This is a genomic window from Amycolatopsis sp. WGS_07 (assembly GCF_045278895.1).
Lineage (GTDB): Bacteria > Actinomycetota > Actinomycetes > Mycobacteriales > Pseudonocardiaceae > Amycolatopsis.
This window is the reverse complement of record NZ_CP136053.1, coordinates 7988723-8010877: the sequence shown is the minus strand read 5'-3', so window position 1 is coordinate 8010877 and position 22155 is coordinate 7988723. Positions and strand designations below refer to the sequence as shown.

The window sequence follows — 22155 nt, the reverse complement described above, 5'->3', positions numbered from 1 at the left end:
GCCGGGTACAGCCGGCCGCGTTCACTGCCGGGGCTCGGCGCGGTAGCCGATGCCCCGGACAGTCAGCACCAGGCGCGGACAGTCGGGATCCGGTTCGACCTTGCGCCGCAGCCGCCTGATGTGCACGTCGAGCAGCCGCGTGCCGCCGAAGTAGTCGCGGCCCCAGATCCGCTGCAGCAACTGCTCCCGCGTGACGACCTCGCCCTCGGCCGCGGCCAGTTCGGCCAGCAGCCGGAATTCCGTGCGGGTGAGCCGGATCGGCGCACCGTTGCGGGAAACCGTCTCGTCGTGCGTGCTCAGCAGGAGATCGCCGACCTGGAGGCAGCACCGCCGGACCGGCGCGGCACGCCGCAGCAGCGCCCGGATGCGGGCGGCGAGTTCGCCGGCGACCAGCGGTTTTGTCACGTAGTCGTCGGCACCGGCTTCGAGGCCCGCGATCACGTCCTGGCTGTCGGCCCGCGCGGTGATGACGATGACCGGCAGATCGCCGCGCAGGCGCAGCTCCTGGCAGACGGCGAGCCCGTCCATCCCGGGCAGCATCAGGTCGAGCAGGACCACGTCGACGCTCGCCGTATCGAGTTTTTCCAGCGCTTCTTCGCCGGACGCCGCCTGCGTCACCACACAGCCTTGATCGGCGAGCGCGAGGGAGAGCGCCGCGCTGATCAGGGCATCGTCCTCGACCAGCAAGACTCGCACCGTCATCGGGCCGCCCTCCGCCGCAGAACCTTGCCCTAGAAATTGTTGCCTATCGCGGCAAGGGCGGGCCGGGTGCGGATTCCGGTGCGGGCAGCGGGATCCGGCGGGATTTCGGTGGTTCGCCAGCGGTGCGGTTGAGCTGCGTCTGCCCGGGCGGTGCGGACCGGTTCGCGGTCCGTGAAGGACTCCTTGAAGGAATCTGGTTCCCTCAAGGAGTCCTTCACGGACCTAGGAACACGGCTGGGCAGCGCCGCTCAAAGCTGCCGCACCAGGTAGTCCCACACCGCCTGAACGGCACGCGGGTGATAGATGTGCTCCCGCTTCGCCTGCGACTCCTCCGGAGGCGACCAGCTGGGCCAGCCGCCGAACGACTGCGTCAGCAGCTGCTGTTCGCAGGCCCGCTCCAGCACCACCGCGGCTACCGTGGCGCTCTCGACGGAGTCTCCGACCGCGACGATCCCGTGGTTCACCAGGAATACCGCCCGCGCGTTGCCGAGTTCCGCCGCCAGGGACTTGCCCAGTTCGGGCGTCAGGATCAGGTCCGCGGTCTCGGTGTAGCGCGGGACCTCGGGCGGCACGAACAGGTTGGCGGCGTGGCTCACCGGACGCAGTTCCTGTCCGGTCGCGGCCAGGGCGACGGCGTGCGGCGCGTGCGTGTGCACGACCGCGTTCACGTCTGGGCGCGCGGCGATCACCTCGGTGTGGATCGGGTATTCGCTGTGCCGCGGGCCGGTTCCGGAGACGACCTCACCCTCGGCGTTGACGAGCTGCACGCGCTCCGGGGTGACCTCCTCCATGCCCCATTCCGCGGACTTGATCCACACGCCACGACCATCTGCGTCGCGGCACGAGACGTGGCCCCAGATCAGGTCGCCCTGTCCGGCGGCGGCCAGGATCCGGGACGAGAGGGCGACGAGTTCCTGTTGTGTGCTCATCGGTGCACCAGCCCGCCGTTGACGCTCAGGGTCTGCCCGGTGAGATAGCCCGCGTCGTCGCAGAGCAGGAACGCGGCCAGCCCGGTCATGTCGTCGGCCCCGGCGGGCCGGTGCAGCGACTGGGCGCGCAACATTGTCTCGCGCTGTTCCGGCGTCACGGTTTCCCGCGCGATCTCGGTGTACACCGGGCCCGGCGAAAGAGTGTTGACCCGGATGCCGAACTCGCCGAGTTCGCGCGCCATCGAGAACGTCATGCCGTGCACGCCGCCCTTGCTGGCCACGTAGTGCAGGTAGCCGGGACGGCCGAGCTGCACCGCGTCGGAGCCGATGTTGACGACGCTGGCCGACGGCGAAGCCTGTAGCAGCGGAAGGAGTTCCGACACGAGCAGCCACGGGCCGCGGAGGTTGACCGCCATCAGCCGGTCCCATTCCTCGTCGGTGATCTCCCAGAACGGTTTCATCTTGATGGTGGAGAAGATCGCCGCGTTGTTGATCAGGCCGTCGACGCGGCCGTGCGCCTCGGTGAGCTGTGCCGCGAACTCCGCGCAGCTGGCGCGGTTGGCGACGTCGAGTGCGTACGCACTGGCTTTGCCCGGGCCGTCGAAAGAAGCGGCGGTGGCTTCGACGCCGTCGCGGTTGAGGTCGGCGAGCACCACGGTCGCGCCTTCGTCGACCAGACGGCGGGCGTAGGCCGCGCCGATGCCTTGGGCCGCGCCGGTCACGACGACGACTTTCCCGGCGAGTCCGTTGAGGGTCATGCGAGGCTCCAGCTTCGGTAGGAGGGTTCGCCGTCCGGGACGATCTCGGTGGACAGCAGCGTCAGGCAACCGGGGCAGAACGCTTGGCGCAGCAGCACTTTCCGGTCGACGAACGCGCCGGGATCGGCGTGCACGCCAGGTCCGGCGTCGGTGGAGGGACGTTCGTGGCGCCGCGCGTGCGCCATCGGTTCGGCCGTGGTGTCGCCGATCCGCGTCGCGCAGTGCCGGCAGACGACCGCGCCGGTCGCGTCGTCCACGCGGAGGTTGAGGTCGAGGTTCACTGGTGCGCTCCTTCCGGGGGCGTGAGCCCAGCGCGCTCGTGCCGCAGCCGATCGCGGTGCGCCGCGGTAGCCGCGAGATCGGGTTGGCCGTCTGCCAGCACGACGCCGTAGACGTCGAGAGCCGCGACTGCGGACACCTTGCCGTTGCGGACATCCGCGGCGACGCGTTCGGGCTCGCGGTGCAGCGGGTCGCCGATCCCGCCGCCGCCCTGCCAATGGGTGAAGTAGACGTCCGCCTCGGCGAGATCGGTCTCCAGGTGCGGCGGAAGGGTGTCCGCGCGGCCGCTGAGGTCGTCGATCGTCTGCGGGATCCGGCCGTTCGCGAGCTGGTCGCGCACGGTGGTGTCGCGGACGAGGACGTCCCATTGCGTGGCGGCGGGATAGCCGCCGGAGATGCCGGGAGCCTGCGGCACCGCCTTGCCGTTGGCCGAGACGACGAGGTGCACGCTGCGGGTGGGGGAGTCATAGGGGATGAAGCAGCTCGACGCCCCGACGCCGCCGCGCCACCGGCCCGGGCCGCCGGAGTCGACCTCCTCGCGCCGCCACAGGTAGAGCATCGGGAAGCTGAACTCGTTGATCTCGATGTCGGCGATGCGGCCCATCGGGATGCAGTTCTCGCCGCCGGTGTCGACGCCGTCCCCGTCGACCTTCGCGCCGAGCCCGCCGGACATCGCGTCGCACAGCATCGTGGCGAAACCGCCGCCGCGCTGGTCGACCCCGGCCAGCAGGGTCAGGTCCCAGGTGCCGCAGCACACGCTCATCGCCGACCGGCTCAGCTCGGCGTGCGTGCTGAGCATCTGCGCGACGGTTTCGGAGACCGCGTTCTGCGTGGACCAGGCCGAGTTGACCGACGCCTTCCCGATGCCGGCCGGGAAGGTGCAGTTGTTGATCGTCCCCGGTTCGCTGACGATCTCGACGCACCGGTAGATCCCGCCGGGCGACCACGAGATGTCCGGGCACAGCATGGTCAGCAGGATCGGCAGGATCCCGCCGCGCAGCCCGGCCAGCGTGCAGTTGATGATGCCGTCGACCTGCGGATCGGTGCCGGTGAAGTCGAAGGTCAGCGTGTCGTCCTGTTTGGACATCGCGACGACGATCTTGTGGATGTCGCGGTCGCCCGCCCGCGCGCCGTCCTGGTGCGCCACGGCCGACCAGGTTCCGTCCGGCAGCGAACGCAGTTTCGCGCGCAGCTGGGATTCGGCGTCGCCCATCATCTTCTTCATCACGGCCTTGACCGTGTCCGGGCCGTACTTGTCGATGAGCGCGGTCAGCCGGTCCTGTGCGACGTTGTTCGCGCCGATCTTGGCGCGCAGGTCGAGCCCGACCAGGCGGGGTACGCGGGAACGGCGCAGGTACATGTCCTCCATGTCCGAGCGCAGCCTGCCGCCTTCGACGATCTTGACCGGCGGGATCGGCAGCGCCTCCCAGAACACGTCGTGCCCCTCGACCGACCAGCTGCCCGGCGACACGCCGCCGAGGTCGACCTGGTGCGCGACCGCGCCGGTCCAGCAGAACAGCTGCCCGTCGTAGAACAGCGGCGCGAGCACGGTGACGTCGTTCTGGTGCAGGCCGCCGCCGATCCACGGGTCGTTCAGCAGGAACTGGTCGCCGGGCGCGATTCCCGGGTTCTCCGCGCGATGCTCCAGCGTCCAGCGCACGGCCATGTCCAAAGCGGACCCGAGCTGCATGTTGTAGAGCCCGACCTGGACGGTCTCGCCGGTCTCGTCCATGATGCCCGCGCCGAAGTCGTTGCAGTCGGTCACGACGACCGAGCCGGACATCCGCTTGATCGCGTCGCCCATGTCGTCGGTGATGGCGACCAGGCGGTGCCGGACGACCTCGTAGGTGAGCGCGTCGACATCGGCGGAGCTGACGCGGTGCAGGTTCAGGTCGCCGAACCGGGCTTCCGGGTCGAGGGGAGCGCCGGACTGGACGAATCGCTCGGAGCCGGCGACGGGGATGACGGCCATCAGGAGTGTTCCTTCCGCTCGGGGAAACGGATCACGAGGTTGCCCAGCCGGTCCACGGTTGCCCGGGTCCCGGGCGGCAGGGCGACGGTCGTGGTGGGCGCTTCGACGACCGCCGGGCCGGCGATCTCGTGGCCGGTGCCGAGCGCGCGGTAGTCGTAGATCGCGGCCGGTTGCCGTCCGGCGCGCACGTCGAGCAGGACGTCCCGCTCGCCGCTCTTGACCGGCTCGCCGGGCCGGGTGCCGTGTCCGGGCAGCTCCGGCTGGATCTGCAGGATCCCGGTGGCGCGGACGCGGTAGGTGATCAGCTGCAGCCCGGCGTCCGGGAAGCCGGATCCCTTGCCGTACAACGCTTCGTAGCCCGCCTCGAAGTCGCGGCCGAGCTGCTCGACCGACTCGGCGGTCAGCTTGCCGCCGGGGACCGGGGTCGCGACCTCGGCGAGCTGCATCGTGTAACGGATGTCGGCTTCGCGTTCGTAGCTGATCGCGGAGAACGTCAGGCCCTGCTCGGACAGCCGGCGTTCCAGTTCGCGTTCCAGGCCGGTGAACACCTCGTTCGCGGTCGCCGCCGCGACTGGCATCGCCACTGGCTGCGACTGTTCGGCCGTCAGCACGATGTCCGAGGCGGCCAGGCCGTAGGCGGAGAACACCGCCGCGGTGGAGCCGAGCGGGACCACGACCTCCTTGACCCCGAGGTCAGCCGAGTAGCTCGCGCAGTGCATCGGGCCCGCGCCGCCGAACGCGTACAGCGTGAAGTCGCGCGGGTCCTGGCCCGAGTTGACCACGACCTTGCGGACGAGGTCGGCGGTCTGGGCGTTCTGGATCGCGTAGATCGCCGCGGCGGCGTCCTCGACGGACATGCCGAGCGGGGTGGCCACGACCTTGTCGATGGCGTCGCGGGACTGCTGGACGTCGAGTTTCTTGCGCCCGCCCAGGAAATTGTCCGGGTTGATGATGCCGAGGACGAGGTCGGCGTCGGTGACCGTCGGCTCCCAGCCGCCCTCGCCGTAACAGGCCGGTCCGGGGCGGGCGCCCGCGCTGCGCGGCCCGACGCGGAGGTTGCCGCCCGGGTCGACCCAGGCGATCGCGCCGCCGCCCGCGCCGATCGTGTGCACGTCGACCATGGGCGTGCTGATCGTGTACTGGTTGAGGATCGTGCTCGTGGTGGTCACCGGTTTGCCGTCCACGACGAGCCCGACCAGGAACGTGGTGCCGCCCATGTCGGTCGAGATCACCTTGTCGTGGCCCAGCGACGCGGCCATCCGGGTGCATCCGACGACGCCGCCGGTGAGCACCGAACCGATGGTGGTGATCGCGTGCGCCGGAGCGTCCGCGGCGGTGACGCAACCGCCGGAGCCCTGCATCACCAGGAGCGCGCCGGTGAGCCCGCGGGCGCGCAGTTCGGCTTCGAGCGGTCGCAGGTAACTGCCGAGCCGCGGGCCGACCTGGGTGTTCATGATCGTCGTGACGTTGCGCGGGTACTCCCGGATCCGCGGGCTGACCTCGCTGGAGAGCGCCACGTACACCTCGGGCGCTTCCTGCTGGACGATCTCGCGGATCCGCTGCTCGTGCGCGGGATTGCGGAACGACCACAGCAGCGAGACCGCGACCGCCTCGGCGCCGTCGGCGAGCAGGTCGCGCACCGCGGCCCGGACGCCGTCCTCGTCGAGCGGGACGACGACGCGGCCCTGGTAGTCGACGCGCTCGTCGATCTCGCGAATCCGGTGCCGGGGCACCAAAGACGCGGGCTTCGCGGTGCGGGCCATGTGCTGGATGTCGTCGCTGCCGAGACCGGCGTAACGGCCTTCGAGGTTCATGATGCTGATCGAGTCCGCGTGGCCGCGGGTGGTGAGGAAGCCGACCTGCGCGACGTCTCCGGTGACCAGCGCGTTGAGCGTCGAGGTGGTGCCGTGCACGAGATAGTCGGTGTTCGCGAGCAGTTCGCGGACCGGGACGCCGAGTTCGGCGGCGAGGTCGTCGATCGCGGTGAGGAAGCCGGTCGCGAAATCCGGCGGGGTGGACGGGGTTTTGGCCGCGGCGAGCCGGTTGTGCTGGTCGGCGACGAAGGCGTCGGTGAAGGTTCCGCCGGTGTCGATGCCGATGACGTACGCCATGAGGGCCCCTTTGCCTTCGATGGTCAGAACATGACGTTGATGGACTTGGTTTCGGTGTAGCTGAGCAGTTCTTCGAGGCTTTCCTCGCGGCCGACGCCGGATCCCTTGACTCCGCCGAAGGGCACGTTGGGGAAGTGCCGGGACGAGCCGTTGATCCAGACGAACCCGGCCTCGAACGCGCGGGCGACGCGGTGCGCACGGGTGACGTCGGCGGTCCAGACGCTCGCGGTCAGCCCGTAGTCGACGCTGTTGGCGATGCGGATCGCTTCGGCCTCGTCGGCGAACGGGATGACCGACAACAGCGGCCCGAACACCTCCTCGCGGGCGATCCGCATGTCCGGGCGCACGCCGGTGAAGACCGTCGGGGCCACGAACAGCCCGTGCTCCACGCCGGCCGGGCGGCCGCCTCCGGTGGCGACCTGAGCGCCCTCGGAGACCGCGATGTCGATGTAGGACAACGACTTCTCGTACTGTGCCCGGTTGATCATCGTGCCCTGTTCGGTGCGCTCGTCGAACGGATCGCCGATCCGCCGCGCCTCGATCAGCTCGACCACCCGGGCGACGAGCGCGTCGTGGACGTCCTGGTGCACGAGCAGCCGCGAGTTCGATCCGCAGGACTGGCCGGACCACGTGAAGTTCATGCCGAACACGGCTCCGGCGGCCGCGGCTTCGAGGTCCGCGTCCGGGAACACCACCATGGCGTTCTTGCCGCCGAGTTCGAGACTGACGTCCTTGACGCCGCTTTCGGCCGCCGCGCGCTGGATGGCGCGCCCGGTGGGCTCGGAGCCGATGAACCCGATCCGGCGCACCTCCCGGTGCCGCACCAGCGCGTCCGGCACCGCCGGGCCGTCGCCGACGATCACCGAAAGCACGCCGGGCGGGAAGATGTCCTTGGCCAGTTCGGCCAGCCGCAGCGCGGAAAGCGGCGCGGCCTCCGGCGGCTTGAGGATCGTCGGATTGCCCGCCACCAGCGGCGCGGCGACCTTGCCCGCGAACATTAGCGGATGGTTGTAGGGCACGATCCGCGCCACCACGCCGACCGGTTCGCGCGTCGTCACGTGCAACGCGGTGCTGGCGGGCACCGTCGTGCCCTTCAGTTCCAGCGCCTGCCCGGCGAACATCCGCAGCTGCGCCACGGTGACCCCGACGTCGACGCGCGAGTTCGAGATCGGCGACCCCGCGTCGACCGTGTCGAGCAGGGCCAGCTCCTCGCCGTGCCGCTCGATCGCGTCGGCGAGTTCTGCCACCAGCTTCGCCCGCTCGACGGGAACGGTGTCCCGCCATGCCTCTTTCGCGGCTGCCGCGGCGCGCACTGCCTCGTCGACGTCGGCGGGGCCCGCGTCGGGCACCTCGGCGATCGTGGCGCCGGTGTAGGGGGACACCCGGGAGAAGGTGGCTCCGGACCGCGCCGGGACGAGCTTGCCGTCGATGAGCAGGCGCCACTCGCGGTCGAGAAGTTCGGCGGCCCGGGGCGGAATCTCCGGGCCGGAATGTGCTTCGAGCATCGTCGCTCCTGCGCTTCCTGAGTCCCGCGGGGACCTGGAGCCCCGCGTGCCGTCGGCTCATGCTAACCCCGCGCCCCGGCCGAAAGTCTAGCCTGCGGACTTCTATTCTGTTCTCAAGAAACTGTGCGCATTATTTTCTCTTGGTTGGCCCACGGACACCCTGGTCCAGATACCATGTCTGCTATGCAGACATCCGAGGCTGGTCCGGCGCGCCCCGCTCCCCAGTACCCGATCGAATCCGTGGACCGCGCGCTGCGCCTGCTGCGGATGTTCAGCGCCACCAGGGAACTGCGGCTGTCGGACGCGCGCGACGCGCTCGGCGTCGGCCAGTCGACCGCGCACCGGCTGATGGCGATGCTGGTCCACCACGGTTTCGTCGACCAGGACCCGGCGAGCCGCGTCTACCGGGCCGGTCCGGCGCTGGTCGAGATCGGCCTGTCGGTGGTGAACCAGATGGACCTGCGCGCCCTCGCGCGGCCGGTGCTGCAGTGGCTGTCGGAGACCACCGGCGAAACCGTGCATCTCGGTACGCTGGAAGGAAATCAGGTGCGCTTCCTGGACGTGATCGAGAGCGACCGGGCGCTGCGGGTGTCCGGCCGGGTCGGCCGCACCCTGCCCGCGCACGCGACGAGCCTGGGCAAGGCGATGCTCGCGCACCTGCCGGACGACCAGATCGCGCAGCGCTACCCGAACGACGCGCTCAGCCAGGTCACCACGAAGACGATGACGAGCCGCAGCGCGCTGCTGGCGGAAATCGAACGGATCCGGCGGCGCGGCTACGCGCTCAACGCGGGCGAAAGCGAGGACGGCGTCAGCTCGATCGGCTGCGCGGTCGCCCGCCCGGACGGCCCTCTGCTGGGCGGCCTCAGCGTCGCGGCGCCGACCGGCCGGATGACGAAAGCCCAGCGGGACGAACACGCGGTCGCGCTGGTGGAGGCGTGCCGGAGGTTGGCGGAGAAGGTGTCGTGACGGCACATCCGGCTTGCCGGGGGAACGGCGTTTAGGCCGATGTAGGGCACTTCACTTCTCTCGTAGTTTTCCGCCATGGATGAAAACCTCGCGAAGGCCCCCGATCTGATCGCGATCCGTGCCGCCGTGTTCACCGGCGACGCGGCGGGAACCTCGGCCGAGGCGTTCGCCGTCGTCGACGGCAAGTTCTCCGCCGTCGGCAGCTCCGAGGAGATCGCACGCCTGGCCGGTCCGAAAACGGTCGTGCTCGACGCGGGCGGCAAGATGCTCATGCCGGGCATCTGCGACGTCCACCTCCATCTCGGCCTCGGCGGCGCGGCCGAGGCGTGGGACCTGCGGATCCCGCCGGACTACGGACCCGAGGAGGTGTGCGAAACGATCAGGGCCCGGGCGGCGGAATCAGCGCCCGGAGAGTGGATCGTCGGCGGCTTCGTCGGTTCGGTGACCATGGCGAAGCTCGCGAACGTCGAGGCCCTAGCCAAGCTTGACGAGGCAGCGGGCGGGCGTCCGGTGCTGCTCCGGGACGACACGCAGCACAACCGATGGGTCAACAGCGCCGCACTCCAGGCGATGGGCGTCGAGGACAGCTCGCCCGATCCCGAGGGCGGCACCTATGTCCGCGACGAAGCGGGCCGGCTCACGGGCATCCTGTGGGAGCAAGCGTCCCGCGTCGCGGAAGAGGCGTTCGCCGCGAGCATCGAGAACCCGGACGCACGGCATCGCGTCACCTACGAAACCGCCGCGAAGCTGTGCAATCAGTACGGGGTCACCACCGCCTGCGAAGCGGCGACCATGGAACCCGCGTTGCGCACGTTGTCGGCGATGGACGCCGAGGGTTCGCTGACGCTGCGGGTCGTCGCGTCCACGGTGGCGCGGCCGCTGCTCGCGGAGCCCGGGATCACCGGCAAGGAACTCCTCGCGGTCTCCGAGCAGTTCGGTTCGGAGCTGCTGCACGTCGGGTTCGTCAAGGTGTTCCTCGACGGCGTCCCGATGACCCGCACCGCCGCCATGCTCGATCCCTACCTCCCGCACGGCTGCCATGGCGAGAGCGCCGGGGAATGCCTGTACGACCTGGCCGCCCTCGTCGACGAACTCGAGGAAGCGGTCTCCGCGGGACGCGGCGTGAAGATCCATGCCGCCGGAGACGCCTCGACCAGGATGGCGCTCGACGCGATCGCGGTCATGCGTGAGCGGCACGGGCCTGCCCCGCGCTTCCATATCGCGCACAACCTGTTCGTCGCCCCGGCCGACGTGCGGCGGTTCGGCGAGCTGGGCATCGTCGCGGACGCGTCGCCGTACTTGTGGTACCCCGGCATCATCCAGGACAGCCTCTCGGCCTGCGTACCGGCCAGGACGATCGAAAACTCCTGGCCGCTGAAGGATCTCCTTGATTCGGGGGCCAACGTCTCGGCAGGCTCCGACTGGCCCGTCGCCCTGCCCGCTCCGCACCCCTGGACCGGGATCGAAACGATGGTCACCCGCGAGGCACCGGGCGGAAGCGCGGAGACCGTCAACCCCGCGCAGCGGCTCACGCTTCACGAGGCGCTGGTCAGCTTCACCCGCCGCCCGGCCGAAGCGCTGGGCCTCGGCGCGGAGGTCGGCAGCATCGAGGTGGGCAAGTCGGCGGACTTCCTGGTGCTGTCCCAGAATCTGTTCGAGATCGAGGTTCGCCGGATCCACGAGACGGACGTGCTGGCGACTTACCTGCGCGGCAAGCAGGTCTACGACGCGACCTCCTGACTGGCCGCGGACAACGGCACCGGCTCGAACATCGGCGGCTCGTCCTCCGGGAACAGCGCAGTAGGGCCGTACAGCCAATCGGTGAACGAGTAGTCATCGATCGCCCGTTCACGCAGCAAGACATTGCGCTGCAAACGCTCGACACCGTCCAAATGCCACAGATTGCCCCAAGCCCGCGCAGTCAGCACGACCCGGCGGCAGTGCTCCGTCCGGACCGCCTCGTACGCGGCCAGCGCGCCGTCCCAATCCTCGGTGCCCAGCCGCTTCACGTGCTCGGCCAGGACCCAGCCGTCCTCGATGGCCATGATCGCGCCCTGGGCGAGGTACTGCAGCGGCGGGTGCGCGGCGTCGCCGAGGAGGGCGAGGCGGCCGCCGACCCAGGTGGCGATCGGGTTGCGGTCGTACATGCGCCACCACTTGTCCCGCCACATCCGCGGGATTCCGGCCCGCACCTCGTCGCAGGTGGCGGCGAAGGCGGTGTCCAGCTCGTCCGGCGTGCCCCAGTCGGACAGCCCTGCCACCGCCTTCGGGGATTCGAAAACGGCTACCTGGTTGAGCAAATCGCCGCCGCGGAGTCCATAGTGGACGAAGTGGCAGCGCGGGCCGACATACACCACGACCTCGGACAGATCCACCGGACGCCCGACCTCGGCGATCGGCACCGTGCCGCGGTAGGCGACGTACGCCGACGAGACCGGCTGGTCGTCCGCGAAGAGCTTGCGGGCCGTGGAGTGCAGGCCGTCGGCGGCGATCACGACCGGGGCGGTGTGCGTGGTGCCATCGTCGGTCACCGCGGTGGCGGGGTCCTGCGTGTACGACACGATCCGTTGCTCGGTAAGGAGTTCCACGCCCGCGTCGCGGCAGGCGTCGAGGAACAGCCGGTGCAGGTCGCTGCGGTGGATGACCAGGTACGGGAAGCCGTAGCGCCGTTCGAGGTCGCGCAGGTCGAGCGCGGTCAGGTCGCGGCCGTCGACGGCGTCGCGCATGACCATCCGGTCCGGGACGACGCCGCGCGCCTTCTGCGGTTTCCAGGAGGCCGTAGGCGTCGAGGATCCGGGTGCAGTTGGGGGCGAGCTGGATGCCGGCCCCGACCTCGCCGAACTCCTTCGCCTGCTCCAGCACCCGGACCCGCAGTCCCAGCCGGGCGAGCGCGAACGCGGTGCTCAGCCCGCCGATCCCGCCGCCGGCGACGAGGACGTCAGGGGTGTCCATCGGGCTCTCCTCACAGCCAGGGGCCGAGGTCGGGGACCCCGGCCAGCGAATGCGGACGTCCGGCCAGGTACGCCGCGACGTCGGGCAGCGGACCGTCCGGCACCGCGTCGAGACCGCGTTTCGCCCGGATTTCGGCGACGAGCGCGGACAGGAACGCCTCGGGCAGGTCAGCGAAGGTCAGCCCGGTGCCGAGGTCGATCGCGTGCACGCACACCTCGCGGGCCCGCAGCCACGGGATCTCGGTGGCGGGAACCGTCCGGCCCTGTGCGGTGACCACCTCGGCCCGCCACTGCTCCGGGGTCAGCGACGCCATCCCGGAAGCCAAGGAGCGCGCCGAGCCTTGCAGCCACGACGTCAGCCGGGCTTCCGGCAACCGCGATCCGGCCTCGATGTCGGCGTTGCGCTGGTCCGCCGAGGCGTACATCGGGGTCCGCTCGCCGGTCCGGGCCCAGTGCACGAGGTTGCCGAGGGCGTCCGCGTTGGCCGCGACGTGGGCCGCGAGGTGCTTGCGGGTCCAGCCGGGCAACGCGCTCGGCCCGGACAGATCGGTCGCGTGCGCCAGGAAAAGCTCGGTCCCGAAGGCGGCCCACTCCTCGGCGGCCATCAGGAGTCCTTCACGATCTGGTTCACGCACGCGCCCAGCCCGGCGATCTCGGTGACGACGGTTTCGCCGCCGGTGAGGTAGACCTTCGGGTCGCGGGCGTGGCCGACCCCGGCCGGGGTGCCGGTCGCGATCAAGTCGCCCGGGTTGAGCTGCACGATCGTGGAGATGTACCGCACCAGGTGCACCGGGTCGAACAGCAGCGTGCCGGTGTCGTCGCGCTGCATGACGCGTCCGTCCACAGTGGTCTTCACCTCGAGCGCGGGCCGGACGCCGCCGACCTCGTCCGGCGTGACGACGTACGGGCCGACCGGCGTCGAGGACTGCCAGATCTTGCCCTGCGTCCACTCGATGGTGCGGAACTGCCAGTCCCGGACGGAAATGTCGTTCATGACCGTGAACCCGGCGATCGCCGCGACGGCCTCGTCCTCGCTGGCCCGCCGGACGGTCTTGCCGACCACGACGACCAGTTCGACCTCCCAGTCGAGCGCGTCGGTCTCGGGCGGCTTCACGATCGGGTCGGCGGGGCCGGTCAAGGTGTCCGCGAACTTCGGGAACAGCGTCGGGTACGCGGGCAGTTCGCGGCCCATCTCCTTGATGTGGTTGGTGTAGTTGTGCCCGACACAGACCACTTTGGACGGATGGGGCACGACTGGCGCGAGGTCCGCGCCCTCGGCGGGCCAGGTCTCGCCGGACGCCTTGGTGGCCTGGGCTTCCCAGTCGTTTTGGGCGAACAACACGCCGAGATCGGGGCAGCCGAGGTCGACGAGCACGTCTCCGTCGAGGCGGACGGCGCGCGTGCCGCCGTCGACGCGGAGGGTGGCGAGCTTCATCGGAGGGTCTCCTGACGGTCGAGGTGGAGCGCCTCGAACACGGGCGCGTCCGAGAAACGGAACAGGTCAAGGGCTCCGGAGTCGGAATCCGTGGCACCGGACTCCGATTTCACGGAGAACGGCTGCCACGATGGGACGACGAACAGGTCCCCACGCGTGACCGTCCACGAGATGTCGCCGACGGTCACCGTGCCGGACCCGTCGAAGACCTGACAGACCGACGAACCGGTCTCGCGCACCGGCGCGGTTTCGGCGCCCCGCGCGACCCGGTGGAACTCGGCGCGGATGGTCGGCAGCACGTCGGAACCGTTGTGCGGATTGGAAAACCGGACGGCCGCGTGGCCCGGCTCGACCGTCCCGCCGTAGCCCTCTTTCTCCAGTTGCAGCTGATCGCGCAAGGCCGCGTCGGTGTGCTCCCACTTGTACGCCAGCAGCGGCGACCCCGGCGCGACCGTGCCGGCGGACAACGGACGCAGACCCGGATGCGCCCACAGCCGTTCGGCGCGGGACCGCTCCGGCGTCGTCCGCTCGTCCGCGCTGATCTCCTCGCGGCCGAACTCGAAGAACTGCGCGTCGATGCCGTACTGGAACGGGATGTCGAGGCCGTCGAGCCAGGCCATCGGCTCGCGGGTCGCGTTGTGGTGCGCGTGCCAGTTCCAGCCCGCCTGCGGCAGGAAGTCGCCGCGCCGCATCGGAACCGCGTCGCCGCCGACGACCGTCCACACGCCCGAACCCTCGACGACGAACCGGAACGCGTTCTGCGTGTGCCGGTGCTCGGGCGCGTCCTCGCCGGGCATGAGGTACTGGATCGCGGCCCACAGCGTCGGGGTCGCGAACGGACGGCCGCCGAGCCCGGGGTTCGCGAGCGCGATCGCCCGCCGTTCCCCGCCGCGCCCGACCGGCACGATCTCGCCAGCCTGTTCGGCGAGCCGCAGCAGATTCGCCCACCGCCATCGGTGCGGCACCGCCCGCGAACGCGGATGCCCGGGCATCAGGTCGCCGATCTCCGTCCACAAGGGAACGAGCAGCTCCTGTTCGAAACCGCGGTAAAGGCTTTCGAGAGCGGGCGTGACCGCCGGCTGGTCCGGTGCGTCGACCGCGGCGAGCCGAACGGGAGTCCGCGCTGGGGTGCTGGTCATAGGGTTATGGTGGGCGGGTCCCGGTCTGCGGAAAACGGGATTCTGGTGTGCGGAAAGGTGGCCCTAGATGGAGAAACGGTTCAAGGCCCCGCCGCCGTATGCCGTGGCCAGCGTCGACAACGCCCTGCGGATCGCGGCGATGCTGCAGCTCGAAGGCCCGCTGACGGTCTCCGAAGTGGCCGAGCGGATCGGCGTCGCGCCCTCGACCGCGCACCGGCTGCTGGCGATGCTCGTGTACCGCGATTTCGCCGTCCAGGACGCCAACCGGGCCTACCGGGTGGGCCCGGTGCTGGAGCTGGCGGCGCACTCGCAGTCCGCCGCGTCGAAGCTGCGCGCGGCCGCGCTCCCGCACCTGCGACGCCTGGTGGACCTGCTGGACGAGTCGGTGAACCTGACCGTCCGGACCGGGGACACGGCGCGCTTCATCGCGAGCGTCGAATGTTCCCAGGCACTGCGGGTCGGGTCCCGCGAGGGGATGGTCTTCCCGGTCCACCAGACGACGGCCGGCCTGTTGCTGCTGGCCGAACTGCCGCCGGAACAGGTCGAGGAGCTTTACGCGGTGGACAAACCCGGCGAGCGACCGGACCCAGCGGAGCTACGGGCGGACCTGGCCCGCGTACGACGCAGCGGTTTCGCGCTCAACCAGGGCCGGTCGGAGCGGGGCGTGGCCGCCGTCGGAGTCCCGGTGCACGGCCCGGACGGCACGGTCGTGGCCGGGCTGTCGGTGTCGATGCCGAGCGTGCGTTACCGGAAGGACCAACTGCCGAAACTGGTGACGGCATTGCGCGCTACCGCGGCCGCACTGGAGTCCGACCTGCGCGGCTGACGGCAGGAAGCGGCCATTCCTGCTGACTGACTCGCCGAGGAGCGCACGCTGTAGTGGTGACTGCGTCCTTGTGGGATCCGGGCTCGGTGACGGCGATCGCGGAGTCGGCTGAGGCCGCCGCTGTGTGCAGCGCCTGCGGGGAGCTGCGCCGGCTGGACCTCGATCCCCGGCTGTTCCGGCACGGCGATCCGGACCGATTGGCCTCGAACATTCTCGAGGCGGCCGACAACGCGGCGGCGAATGCCGCCGAGCTGGCTTTCGCCGCGGGGAGGGAATTCCTGCCCGCGACAGCACGACCGGACACGGTGGACTTCTCGCTGGATCCGCTGCTGCGGGAGCTGGACCGGCTGATCGCCGACGGAGAACCGCCCGGCGACGACGATCCGGCGCTCCCGAAGCTGGCCGCGGGCATCGATTACCAGGCCGTGCGCCGGAACCTGGCGGCAGTACGCGAACGGCTCCCGGACCTGCGAACTACCGCAGAGTCCGCTGACGGGCTGATGAGCGCGACGGTCGACGGACGCGGCCGGCTGGTGGATTTGTGGCTGCATGAACGAGTCTTGCGGGTCACCGACGCGAAGGCGCTCGCGGCGCGGGTGCGCGCCACGGTCAACGAAGCATCGCGCGCCGCGCACGACAGGCAGCGCGTACTAGTCGAAAGGGCGTGGGAATGACTGACGAACAGGCCTGCATGGAAACCGGCGGAATGACGACCGTCCTCGGCAACCTCAGCCATGTCCCGTCCGATCTCTTCGGAACGATGCAACGGCTCAAGCCCGCGCTCGCCGCCGGGCTCGAAGGCATCGGCGGCGGCAACGACCAGCTCGGTGCCGCTTTCGCCGCCGGTTATGTCCCCGCGTTGACCAGGCTCCAGCCCGACGCCGAAGCGTTGGCGGGGAAAGTCGCCGAGCAGACGGCTGCCGGGGTCCAGAGCGTGACCGACTATCTGGACCACGACCGGGCCGCGGCCCAGTGCTTCCGGAAATGACCGCGAGGAGGAACCGATGCCAGACGGCCAGGCGTTGATCGAGCAACCGGAGGACTGGTCCGGGCTGTGGCAGGCGATCGGGCCGCGCGGGCACTGGCCGACCGGCAACGAGATCCAGATGCGGGATCTCGGCCAGGCCCTGACGAACGCCGGCATCGAATTCGGCGGAGCAGGCGGGACGCTGCGGACGACGGCCGAGGCGGACGCGGCCTGGCCGGACAGCGCGGGCAAAGCGTTCCGCGGCAAGGCGGCCGAATTCGCGGCCACCGCCCTCTCGACCGAGGAAGAACTGAAGCGGCTCGGCTGGTCAGCGACTGAATACGGCCAAGACATCGTCCACGCCAAGAAAAGCATCACCGAACTGGTCGCGAAAAACGCCAATTTGTACAATTCGATGCGCACGATGTTCGGATTTCCGGACACCGAGCAGCGCCAGCAGTTCGCCGCCCGCCTCGGCGCGCGGATTTCCGCTTTCCTGGACCAGATGGCCTCCCGCATCCTGGCCCGCGGCACCGGCGGTGCGCCGGGTCCGCTGCCAGTCCTCAAACCGGACAGCCCCGCCGACGGCATCGACCGTACCCACGGCATCGTCTTCCACGTCTACGGCAGCCTGTTCGGGCGAGGGGGGACCGTCGCGGCCGGCGTCGCGAACGTGGACGGCAAATGGACGTTCATCGAGTCTGACGGCACGTACGTCACGTCGGAACTGATGCCGTCGGCCTCGGCGACTGTCGGCGCGTACGACAGCAATGCCACCGAACCGGACCAGTTGACCCAGACCACCGGTTCCGTCGGCGGCAGCGTCGCCCCCGGTACTTTCGGGACGCCGGGCGGAAAGGTGACGGTCGGACCGGTCGTCGCCGAGGACGAGTCGTGGGGCCGGGATTCCGACGGCGACCTCATCCGCGTACACGAACCGCAAATCGGTGTCGGCACCGGGCTCAGCGGCCCGCGAGTTCCCGCACCGGTGGCCGGAAAACCGCCTCGTGAAATCTGGCCCGGCGAGGTGCACGAATCGTGGACCACCACGCGGGTGTGGAGTCCGTAGCGCCCTAGCCGTCGATGTTGAGGTCGATGAGGAATTCCTGATCGGGTTCCGCGGCGCAGGGCTGGCGGACGGCTTCGGTGTCGACCGCGGTGAGGTTGTCGCGCAGGCCCAGGCACAAGTCGGTCTCGGGAGTGCGCAGCCGGTAGCGCTGGTCGCCGACGCGTTCGATGCGGAACAGCTGGTCCGGGTTGCTGTTGTCGCATTTCTCCTGCGGTTCAAGCATGTTCTCAACGGGCTGGATGTGCAGGACGGTCAGACAACCCATGACCTGATAGACGGGATGTTCCCACTTGATGGTGGCCAGTTCGGCACCAACAGGCTGGAGGACCATCCGAGGCAGCCGCGGCTGGGTGCAGGGGCGCAGGACGGCGATGGCGGAGCCGTAGCGTCCGGTGTGCTCGCGGCCTTCGGTCAAGCACAGGTCCGGTGCGCCTGCCGGACGTATGCGGGCCCACCCGCCCGCCGTGAGCAGCGGCAGCACCTCGAGACGAGACGGGGCGGCCTTGTCGTCCGTTCCGGTGCGCCACCACCACGCCGCTGCCGCGACCAGGGCCAGCGCCGCGATCACGGCGGCGAGTGTGATCATCCGCCCGCGCCGTCGCGGTGCGGCGGACTCCGTCGGGGCTGGCGGCGTCTCGGCCAGGTAGTGGCCCACGGCCAGGCGTTCGCGGGTGCTCAACCACTCCGCCAGGTGCCGCCCGTCGCCGCACGCGCGAACGAACACTGCCAGCTGCTCCGGCCGGGGGAGCGCGTCGCGACGCAGCATGTCGGCGGTGGTGCTGCGGGGCAGCGCGGCACCCTGCGCCGCTGCCTGTTCTTCCAATTGACGCAGGGTGCGGCCTGAATTCCGTTTGAGTTCCCGCAGCAACCCAGCGAACTCCGCCGCATTTCGCGCTGTTTCCGGACGGACACGAGTCACCCGACCATCATGGAGGCCCTCGGCGGCACGCGGCATCGGCTGTCCGGAGGCTGTCCGGTGCGCCGGACAGACTCCGCCTGACCAGCCGGCACGGCGGTTCCGGCGTCTGGGACAAGCGCGATCGCTTGGCGCGGCATCGACGTCGTGCCACGCTCGAACGGCGCGAGGCCAATGGCCTCAATTCTCGCCTGGGGGCGGCGAACATTCCCGCGTCCGGTATCCGGTCAGCAATGAACCAAGGGAAGTGAATCCACATGCGGAAATTTTCGCGGAGTGCCGCGGTGTTCGTCGCGGCACTCGCGGCGACTGGGGGAGTGGCCGCGGCCGGCGCGTCGACCGCGCAGGCCGCGGCCAGCTGCAACAGGTACACCTCGGGCGGCGTGACGTTCTCGGTGTGCGTCGAAAAGGTCGCCGCGGGCAAGGTCCAAGCGAAAATCGGGAGCATTTCCGGGACTTACGTCAGCGGCAGCCTGTTTCTGTACAAGAACAACTCGGAGGTGAAAGAGAGTTGCGCGGGCAAAATCTACCCGGGTGATTCGTGTGTCTTCAACTACACGGGCGGCTCCGGCTCGTACCGGTCGTCGTGGAACGGAGAATTCTCCAGTCCGACGATCCGGGCCTGACCCACTCCCTGCCCCGGCGTACTCAGCCGCCGGGGCAGGGCCTCTCTTCACGCGCAAGAGCCGCCGCGAACGCCGCGTGCACACTGAGAAACTGCTGCACCGACAGTTCCGCCGCCGTGCCGACCTGCTGCGGCGTCAACCGCCGAGACGCCCACGCGCTCCAGCGCAAGTGCGCTTCAGCGACGCTTAGCCGAGCGGCTTCGGCGGCCTCACCGGCGCTCACTCCGCGCAGGATCGCGTCGTGCATCAGCGCGGGAGTCGAGCGTTCTTCCCACGTACGCAGCGACGCCATCGAGGAAAGCCGATGCAGCGTCGCCGACACACTCGGCGGTGCCCGACGAGGCCGGGGAAAACCGCGGGTTCGCGGCGGTGCGCCGTCCAGGCCGGAGTCGCCAGTGATCAAGCTCGTCATTTGAGTCCCCTTCCAACCAGCGGTTACCCGTCGTCGGGCGGGCGAAACCCGTGATCGTCAAGCGGGCTAGAACCGGTCATCGGCCCGCACCGCGAAGAACGCGGCTATCGCGACCAGTCCACCGGACCGGCAGTTGCGCGAGGGCGTCGGCTGCGGATGCGAGAGGCCCGAGGTCTGCCCGGCGTCGGCTACCCGGCGACCCGGGCCGACTGACCGCCGCCGAACGGAACGGCGCGAAGTCCAGCACACCGGTCAGCGCCCAGCGATGACCCGTTCGGCGATGGCGACCATCGCCTCCGTCAGCAGCGCCATCTGATCCCGCATCGACCGCGCGGGTTCGGCCTGCCAGGCGACGAACGCCCCGTCGAACCCGGCGATGCCGAAGTAGTCCAGCGCCTCGCTCACCGCGTCCGCCGTCTCCTGGCCGAGGCTCGCCCACGACTGGGAGATCATCCGGCGCATGTGCCGCCGTCCGTCCGCGCGGACGCGCTCGATGATCTCCTTCACCTCGACGTCCGCGACCGCTTCCGCGCTCATCAGCAGGATCAGGTGCAGCCGCAGGAAATCGGGCTTCGCGACGAACACCTCGCCGGTGCGCTGCAGGAACCAGCCGAGCAGCTCGGCGGGCGGAAGGTCCTCGGGCGGATCCGCCTGCGATTCGCGCAGATGCCGGAAGAACTCGTACGCCCCGCGCTCCATGACGGCCGACAGCAGCCCGCCCTTGGACCGGAAGTGGTGGTAGATCGCGCTTTTCGGCAGGCCGGTCTCGGTGCTCAGCACCGACATCGTCGTGGCGGAGTAGCCGCGCTCGGCCATGATCCGCGACGCCGTGTCGAGGATTTCCTCCCGGGAACGCCGTCCCCGCCGGTTCCCGGCCCGCGCTGTGTCCACGCCGAGCAGCATAGGGCCGCCGGTTTTCTGCACACCGGAATCGTCGGCGGCGCGCTTGACGGAAGCCCGGTCCGGGTGTGACCGTAGCCACTAATGAACCGAACGACCGGTCCAAAACTGCGGAGCCTGCCTTGACTGAGCACTACGACGCCGACGTCGCTGTCGTCGGCTACGGCCCGACCGGCCTGGCCGGGGCGCTGACCCTCGCGGCCAAGGGCGCGCGGGTCGCCGCGTTCGAACGGGACGAGGACATCTACGCCCGGGCGAGGGCGGTCACGATCAACGACTGGACGATGCGGATCCTGCAGGACCTCGGCGTCGACGACCGGGTCGAGCGCGTCGTCGAACCCCAGCGGGCGCTGCGCTGGGTGACCTACGACGGCCGCGAGGTGATGCGCGTCGAGCATCCGCCGAGCACGCTCGGCACGCGCGGGAGCAAACCGCGGTTCTACAACATCTACCAACCGGCGCTGGAAGCCGAACTGCGCCGCTGCGGCGAGGAGCACGGCAACCTCACGGTGCGCTTCGGCACCGAGGTGGTGTCGGTCGAACAGGACGCCGCCGGCGTGACCATCACCGCGCGCGATCGTGGCACGGGCGAGGAGACCGCCACCCGCGCCCGGTACGCGATCGCGGCCGACGGCGGCTCGTCCCCGGTGCGCAAGATGCTCGGCGTCCCGATGCACGGCGACACCGGCGACACGCTGTGGATCGTCGTCGACTGCCGGGTCAAGCGCTGGTGGCCGGACCGCGATTTCCTCACCTTCTGGACCGACCGCGAACGCCCGGTCGTGGACATCGCGCTCTCGGCGGGCAACCACCGCTGGGAAATCCCGCTCAAACCGGCCGAGTCCGAAGCGGACTTCCCGGCCGAGGCGCAGGTGTGGCCGCTGCTGCGCGCGCTGGGCGTGACCGAGGACGACGTCGACATCCACCAGTACGCCTTCTACCGGCACCACGTGCGGATGGCCGAAACCTACCGCCAGGGCAGGGTTTTCCTCGCCGGCGACGCCGCGCACCTGATGCCGCCGTGGGCGGGCGCGGGCATGCAGACCGGCATCCGCGACGCGTACAACCTGGGCTGGAAGCTCGCCGCCGTCGTGCGCGGCGAACTCGACGAGCGCTGGCTCGGCACTTACGAACCGGAACGCCGTCCGTCCGCAGAGTTCTACACCCAGCTGGCCGTCGCGCTGGGCCGCGTGATCAAGCAGGAGGCGACCTCGGCGGAGATCGAGGCGATGAACACCGTCCCGCCGAACCTCGTCACGCCCTGGGAACCGCCCCTGAACGCCCCGCCGACGCTCGCTGCCGGATGGCTGCGCGGCGAACCAGGGGACGCGTCCGTCGTCGGCCGCTACCTTCCGCAGCCGCTCGCGTGTGACGCCGTCGGCCGGATCGATCGGCTGGATGCGTTGCTGCCCAACGGTTTCGTCCTCCTGGGCAACGACGTCGACCCGACGACCCTGCTCACGCCCGAGGAGAAGGCGGGCTGGGACGTGCTCAACGCGTCCTACGTCGCCATCCGGCCCCGCACCGCCTACACCCGCGCCGCCACCGACCTGGTCGACATCGAGGACGCGTTGCTCCCGTGGCTCGACCGCTATGGCGTCCAGGCGATCGCCGTGCGTCCCGACAAGTTCGTCGCCGCGGCAGACAAAACCGGCCTCGCCGTCCCCGTTTTCCCGCACTGAAAGGAAT

The 22155-nt window shown here is 70.1% G+C and carries 21 protein-coding genes and 1 pseudogene; 8 read left to right on the top strand and 14 right to left on the bottom strand.

What is annotated here, in order from left to right; translation table 11 throughout:
* Window positions 1–21: 21 nt before the first annotated feature.
* The 7 genes from RPX00_RS37545 to RPX00_RS37515 all read right to left on the bottom strand — a co-directional run bounded on the left by RPX00_RS37545 (window position 22) and on the right by RPX00_RS37515 (window position 8256).
* Window positions 22–702: a response regulator transcription factor gene (locus RPX00_RS37545; RefSeq protein WP_406632605.1), complete on the bottom strand. Its 681-nt coding sequence runs from the start codon at window positions 700–702 to the stop codon at window positions 22–24.
* Between the two features lie 248 nt (window positions 703–950).
* Complete coding sequence (locus RPX00_RS37540) at window positions 951–1631, bottom strand: class II aldolase/adducin family protein (RefSeq protein WP_406632603.1); 681 nt, start codon at window positions 1629–1631, stop codon at window positions 951–953.
* Window positions 1628–2389: an SDR family NAD(P)-dependent oxidoreductase gene (locus RPX00_RS37535; protein WP_406632601.1), complete on the bottom strand. Its 762-nt coding sequence runs from the start codon at window positions 2387–2389 to the stop codon at window positions 1628–1630. The genes RPX00_RS37540 and RPX00_RS37535 overlap by 4 nt, the downstream gene beginning before the upstream one ends.
* Complete coding sequence (locus RPX00_RS37530) at window positions 2386–2670, bottom strand: hypothetical protein (protein WP_406632599.1); 285 nt, start codon at window positions 2668–2670, stop codon at window positions 2386–2388. The genes RPX00_RS37535 and RPX00_RS37530 overlap by 4 nt, the downstream gene beginning before the upstream one ends.
* On the bottom strand, window positions 2667–4640 hold the full coding sequence (locus RPX00_RS37525; RefSeq protein ID WP_406632597.1) for a hydantoinase B/oxoprolinase family protein: 1974 nt from the start codon (window positions 4638–4640) through the stop codon (window positions 2667–2669). Before RPX00_RS37525 ends, RPX00_RS37530 begins: the two co-directional genes overlap by 4 nt.
* The gene (locus RPX00_RS37520; protein WP_406632595.1) at window positions 4640–6751 is read right to left on the bottom strand and encodes a hydantoinase/oxoprolinase family protein; all 2112 of its coding nucleotides are present in this window, start codon (window positions 6749–6751) and stop codon (window positions 4640–4642) included. The genes RPX00_RS37525 and RPX00_RS37520 overlap by 1 nt, the downstream gene beginning before the upstream one ends.
* A gap of 23 nt (window positions 6752–6774) precedes the next feature.
* The gene (locus RPX00_RS37515; RefSeq protein WP_406632594.1) at window positions 6775–8256 is read right to left on the bottom strand and encodes an aldehyde dehydrogenase family protein; all 1482 of its coding nucleotides are present in this window, start codon (window positions 8254–8256) and stop codon (window positions 6775–6777) included.
* Window positions 8257–8439: 183 nt separating this feature from the next.
* Here RPX00_RS37515 and RPX00_RS37510 point away from each other — a divergent pair, with 183 nt between their 5' ends.
* Window positions 8440–9225 carry an IclR family transcriptional regulator gene (locus RPX00_RS37510; RefSeq protein ID WP_406632592.1) on the top strand — a complete coding sequence of 262 codons (786 nt, stop codon included), beginning with the start codon at window positions 8440–8442 and terminating at the stop codon, window positions 9223–9225.
* A gap of 75 nt (window positions 9226–9300) precedes the next feature.
* Window positions 9301–10965 (top strand): amidohydrolase, encoded by a 1665-nt coding sequence (locus tag RPX00_RS37505; RefSeq protein ID WP_406632590.1) that lies wholly within the window; start codon window positions 9301–9303, stop codon window positions 10963–10965.
* Here RPX00_RS37505 and RPX00_RS37500 read toward each other — a convergent pair.
* The 4 genes and pseudogenes from RPX00_RS37500 to RPX00_RS37485 form a co-directional block, all read right to left on the bottom strand.
* Window positions 10947–12177: pseudogene (locus tag RPX00_RS37500) on the bottom strand (FAD-dependent monooxygenase). The gene RPX00_RS37505 and the pseudogene RPX00_RS37500 sit on opposite strands and share 19 nt — an antisense overlap.
* 10 nt (window positions 12178–12187) lie before the next feature.
* A complete protein-coding gene (locus RPX00_RS37495; RefSeq protein ID WP_406632588.1) occupies window positions 12188–12781 on the bottom strand; it encodes a maleylpyruvate isomerase family mycothiol-dependent enzyme in 594 nt (197 codons plus the stop codon).
* On the bottom strand, window positions 12781–13611 hold the full coding sequence (locus RPX00_RS37490) for a fumarylacetoacetate hydrolase family protein (protein WP_406632586.1): 831 nt from the start codon (window positions 13609–13611) through the stop codon (window positions 12781–12783). Before RPX00_RS37490 ends, RPX00_RS37495 begins: the two co-directional genes overlap by 1 nt.
* Window positions 13608–14750 carry a cupin domain-containing protein gene (locus tag RPX00_RS37485; RefSeq protein ID WP_406632584.1) on the bottom strand — a complete coding sequence of 381 codons (1143 nt, stop codon included), beginning with the start codon at window positions 14748–14750 and terminating at the stop codon, window positions 13608–13610. Before RPX00_RS37485 ends, RPX00_RS37490 begins: the two co-directional genes overlap by 4 nt.
* A 67-nt stretch (window positions 14751–14817) precedes the next feature.
* On the opposite strand from RPX00_RS37485, the gene RPX00_RS37480 reads away from it, so the two are divergent.
* From RPX00_RS37480 to RPX00_RS37465, 4 genes are read left to right on the top strand one after another with little or no spacing between them, the layout of a single operon-like run.
* Entirely contained in the window at window positions 14818–15576 is a 759-nt protein-coding gene (locus tag RPX00_RS37480; protein WP_406632583.1) for an IclR family transcriptional regulator, read from the top strand.
* 56 nt (window positions 15577–15632) lie between these two features.
* Window positions 15633–16250, top strand: coding sequence for a YbaB/EbfC family nucleoid-associated protein (locus RPX00_RS37475; protein ID WP_406632581.1), 618 nt, complete (start codon window positions 15633–15635; stop codon window positions 16248–16250).
* Complete coding sequence (locus tag RPX00_RS37470) at window positions 16247–16564, top strand: hypothetical protein (RefSeq protein WP_406632580.1); 318 nt, start codon at window positions 16247–16249, stop codon at window positions 16562–16564. Before RPX00_RS37475 ends, RPX00_RS37470 begins: the two co-directional genes overlap by 4 nt.
* 16 nt (window positions 16565–16580) lie before the next feature.
* Window positions 16581–17612: a hypothetical protein gene (locus RPX00_RS37465; RefSeq protein WP_406632578.1), complete on the top strand. Its 1032-nt coding sequence runs from the start codon at window positions 16581–16583 to the stop codon at window positions 17610–17612.
* 4 nt (window positions 17613–17616) lie between these two features.
* Here the strand turns inward: RPX00_RS37465 and RPX00_RS37460 are convergent, their stop codons facing one another.
* Window positions 17617–18435 (bottom strand): RICIN domain-containing protein, encoded by an 819-nt coding sequence (locus RPX00_RS37460; RefSeq protein ID WP_406632576.1) that lies wholly within the window; start codon window positions 18433–18435, stop codon window positions 17617–17619.
* Between the two features lie 350 nt (window positions 18436–18785).
* Between RPX00_RS37460 and RPX00_RS37455 the strand changes: the two genes are divergently transcribed.
* Window positions 18786–19154: a hypothetical protein gene (locus tag RPX00_RS37455; protein ID WP_406632574.1), complete on the top strand. Its 369-nt coding sequence runs from the start codon at window positions 18786–18788 to the stop codon at window positions 19152–19154.
* Window positions 19155–19176: 22 nt separating this feature from the next.
* On the opposite strand, the gene RPX00_RS37450 is transcribed toward RPX00_RS37455, so the two are convergent.
* Together RPX00_RS37450 and RPX00_RS37445 are read right to left on the bottom strand one after the other, a co-directional pair.
* Window positions 19177–19566, bottom strand: a complete 390-nt coding sequence (locus RPX00_RS37450) for a hypothetical protein (RefSeq protein WP_406632572.1) — start codon at window positions 19564–19566, stop codon at window positions 19177–19179.
* Between the two features lie 252 nt (window positions 19567–19818).
* Window positions 19819–20457: a TetR/AcrR family transcriptional regulator gene (locus tag RPX00_RS37445; RefSeq protein ID WP_406632570.1), complete on the bottom strand. Its 639-nt coding sequence runs from the start codon at window positions 20455–20457 to the stop codon at window positions 19819–19821.
* 131 nt (window positions 20458–20588) lie between these two features.
* On the opposite strand from RPX00_RS37445, the gene RPX00_RS37440 reads away from it, so the two are divergent.
* Window positions 20589–22148 (top strand): FAD-dependent monooxygenase, encoded by a 1560-nt coding sequence (locus tag RPX00_RS37440; protein WP_406632568.1) that lies wholly within the window; start codon window positions 20589–20591, stop codon window positions 22146–22148.
* Window positions 22149–22155 lie beyond the last annotated feature (7 nt).